Below are 3,536 nucleotides of genomic sequence, written 5' to 3'. Positions count from 1 at the left end.
TCTTGTAGGAAATTGACAGTTTCAATAACTTGGTCCCTGCCCTTCCCATCTGCCATAGCGTTGCTTAACTCTTGGGCCTTTTCAATAATCATTTTATGGTCCGTATCGATCTTAGCATTATTTGTCTTTAATGCATCCGTCCACTGATAAACTTGCATAGTAAGCCTCCTTTCGGAATCTTCATACCCATTTTTATACTATTCCAGTCAACTTTTTATTGCAAAGGGCTCTATGTTAGCTTTAATGCACATTCACAAATGGACTCATATATCCAAAGACTTAAGTATAGACTCAACCAAAAAATCGTACTCTACCATAAGGTCCATGGAATCACCACCCTTTTCCGACGGATTGACCACATCAATTTGATTTGATTCATCTGAAAGATAGTTTGCGAGGCCCGCTTCCTTTAAAAAAACATATTGGATGGGCGCTATGATTTGTATGGCCATATATTTGATTTCACGTGAACTCAAATGAGGTTTTATTTCACCAAGTAGGTTCAAAATGGTCTTAGGCGTACTAAAACGATTACTGAGGAGCTCATCTTTAATTAGGTAGCTGGTATAAGTTTTATAATCACAGACCACCACTGCCATGGCTTTTAAAAAAGCCCTTAGCTTTTGCTTAGGATCATCATGGTGGTTGGATAATTTTGCAAAGGTTTCTATGGCAGCATCTTCAATAATTGAAGAAATTGCCGCCACAATCAAATTCCACTTGCTTCCAAAGTGATAATTGATCAAACCAGTCGCCACATGGGCTTCATATGCAATTTGTCTCACTGTAATTTGATCCACATCAAACTCATCCTCTAACAGTGCCCTTACAGCCTTAATGAGATGGTCCTTTATCTCTGACATGATCGTCTCCTTATTGTTGGTTTTTAAAGAGTTTGTCAATTTCACTGATGATTTCATCTTTATGTCCAAACAACATATGACCACCAGTTGGAAAAGACAGGAGTTTAGCCCCCTTAATTTGTTCATGAGTATATTCTGCATAATAAAAGGGCTGTAAGGTATCATCCTCAGCATGGATTACCAAGGTAGGTGCTTTAATTTTCCAAAGAGGATAATCTTCAGGTGATAGGGTCTTAAACTGGACATTTGCGTTGAATATCCCCGCTTTTCTGAGCGAAATTGGATTCATACTGCCCAAAAATTCTGTAGCCATATCTTGCTCTTCTTGAGTCATTTTCTCTTGGACTTCCATGGAAACGCCAAGAACACTGGTAAGCTGAGATTTTGTATGCTCTGTAATCATCCAAAATAGAAAATCATGGTCAAAGATAGTACCGAAAACTGCCGCTTGGACTGGTGTCAATGGCGGTGGTGTTTTGCTCTTGGCTGAAATCATGGTCAAGGATTTGGTGTATTCTGGATAAAAAATGCTGAATTTTAAGGCAGATGGACCACCATCAGAAACACCAACTACATCTACCTTATCTATACCCAATTCATCCAATAGGGCTTTATAAAGCGCCGCTTGATGATTAGGTGTCGCATCCTCTGGCAATGGTGTGCCTAGATATCCAAACCTCGAAATTGCAATCACCTTGCAGTCCTTTGGCAGTAAATAGTCCGCCAGAAGCAAGCCTTGATCATAACCACCGCCAGCCCCGTGTATCATCAACACAGGATTACCTTCACCTTGAATGGCATATTCAATCGTACCAAGCTCCGTCACCATAAGGGTGCTCTTTTCCTTAATCTTCTCAATACGTTCAGCTTTGATGTCTGAGAATGTTCGATATTCCTTAAACAAGTAGAGGGTTAATAGGCATAATGCTACCAAAACAAATATACCCACTTTTCTTAATAGTGATTTCATAATATGCTCCTTTCTTGAACACGTTCAATTTTTCTTAAGTGTATCGCTTTCAACACTTAATTTCAACATTTGAGCGTTCAAATCGAAACCATTGAAATCACTTGGTTACACGGTTTAGTTTAATCCCGATTCCCCTCATCAAGTACCACAATATCCAGTGCGCCAGTTTCTGGATGCATGAGCATACCATGTATTCTAACATCCTTTGGCATCAGGGGGTGATTGCGTAATTGTGTAATACTTTCATGAATTGCAGCTTCGGGCGAATCAAAGCCTTTGAGCCACTGATCAATATCAATGCCAGAATAACGCAGCATTTCAAGCGTCGATAGTTCCACGCCCCTGTCAACCGCCTTGTCTAGAAGTGCCTTACCGTCGAGGTGGCTCATACCACATCCATAATGGCCTACAATCAAGACATCTTCAACACCGAACTCATAGATTGCCACGATAATACTTCTTGCAATACTGCCAAATGGGTGCATAATGGTAGCCCCTGCATTTTTTATAAGTTTGGCGTCACCGTTTTTTATATTTAAGGCCTTAGGTAAAAGTTCTGTTAAGCGAGTATCCATACATGACAGTATCACGATCTTCTTTTCGGGTATATTGGAAGTCACAAGTTTTTGATACGATTTTTCAGATACATACTGCCTATTAAATTCTAAAATCTCTTCAATTCTTCGGTTCAAATTCTCTTCCTCCTGTATGAATATTTAAAAACAATTATACAAATTCACAGAAAAATGTCAATGGTAAAAAGAAAAAGAGTCATGCACAGCATCACTCTTTCGTATCTATAAGTCTGATATGATATTAATTTGATCGCGACCATTGGCCTTGGCCTCATATAACAAGGCATCCACTCTTGTGTATATTTCTTCAATATCTTTGGGGTTTTCTGTAATCAAGGCACCAATAGATATGCTTAAATCGATTCCGAGAAACGTTTTAATAGCCTTCTTAAAACCTGCGTTCAATTTTTCAAGTTTGTTATGGAGTCCCTTAACTGAACTTGGAATTACACGTCCAGTTACTGCAAACTCATCGCCGCCAAGTCTGAAGACCTTGTCCTCACCTCTAAAGGCATTTTTAAGCCATGCACTTCCTACCTTGAGGACTTCATCCCCCTTCGGATGACCATAGGTATCATTTAGGGTCTTAAAATCATCAATATCTATGAATAGGATGAAAAAAGGCGCGCCCTTTTGAACAATATATTCCAGATTGGAATTCCAAGAGCTTCGATTGAGCAAGGTCGTAAGCGGGTCCGTTTCAATCAACTCATACATCTTCTCTCTCATTAATACAATATTAATTAAGACATCGTTGACGATCATAAAATTCTTGACGAACTCCAAAACCTCATCTGTCACAAACTTTGAAGGGTATATCAAAATGATGTTGTGGATTTGCTCATTTACAGAGATCATCTGTGATGTCGAAACTGGATATACCACAACTGTATGGTCCTCTATAAAATCGTCATACATTTGAAGAGTCCTGTGATTAAGCATCCGATTTTTGTTCTTTAAAATCAGTTGATAGGCAGGATGATCAGGTTCTAAATTTGTGATAATTCTATCTGAATAGTACATGAAAGAATAAAGGCATCCTGTGCACCCTACAATAATGTCATTCAGGGTTTACAAATTGATGCTCTTATCTAAATGTACGAACTTAAGCAGTTCAAAGCTTTGTCT

The 3,536-nt window shown here is 38.8% G+C and carries 4 protein-coding genes; all 4 read right to left on the bottom strand.

Features of this window, described 5'->3' with window-relative positions; translation table 11 throughout:
* Positions 1 to 263: 263 nt before the first annotated feature.
* The 4 genes from AC220I_RS20125 to AC220I_RS20110 all read right to left on the bottom strand — a co-directional run bounded on the left by AC220I_RS20125 (position 264) and on the right by AC220I_RS20110 (position 3,431).
* A complete protein-coding gene (locus AC220I_RS20125) occupies positions 264 to 863 on the bottom strand; it encodes a TetR/AcrR family transcriptional regulator (protein WP_486725655.1) in 600 nt (199 codons plus the stop codon).
* 10 nt (positions 864 to 873) lie between these two features.
* Complete coding sequence (locus AC220I_RS20120) at positions 874 to 1,833, bottom strand: alpha/beta fold hydrolase (protein ID WP_486725654.1); 960 nt, start codon at positions 1,831 to 1,833, stop codon at positions 874 to 876.
* 119 nt (positions 1,834 to 1,952) lie between these two features.
* Positions 1,953 to 2,525, bottom strand: coding sequence for a beta-class carbonic anhydrase (locus tag AC220I_RS20115; protein ID WP_486725653.1), 573 nt, complete (start codon positions 2,523 to 2,525; stop codon positions 1,953 to 1,955).
* 105 nt (positions 2,526 to 2,630) lie between these two features.
* Positions 2,631 to 3,431 carry a GGDEF domain-containing protein gene (locus tag AC220I_RS20110; protein WP_486725652.1) on the bottom strand — a complete coding sequence of 267 codons (801 nt, stop codon included), beginning with the start codon at positions 3,429 to 3,431 and terminating at the stop codon, positions 2,631 to 2,633.
* Positions 3,432 to 3,536: the final 105 nt, after the last annotated feature.

The sequence above is a fragment of the Fusibacter sp. genome, from assembly GCF_057447755.1.
This window is presented reverse-complemented; position numbering and strand designations above follow the sequence as displayed.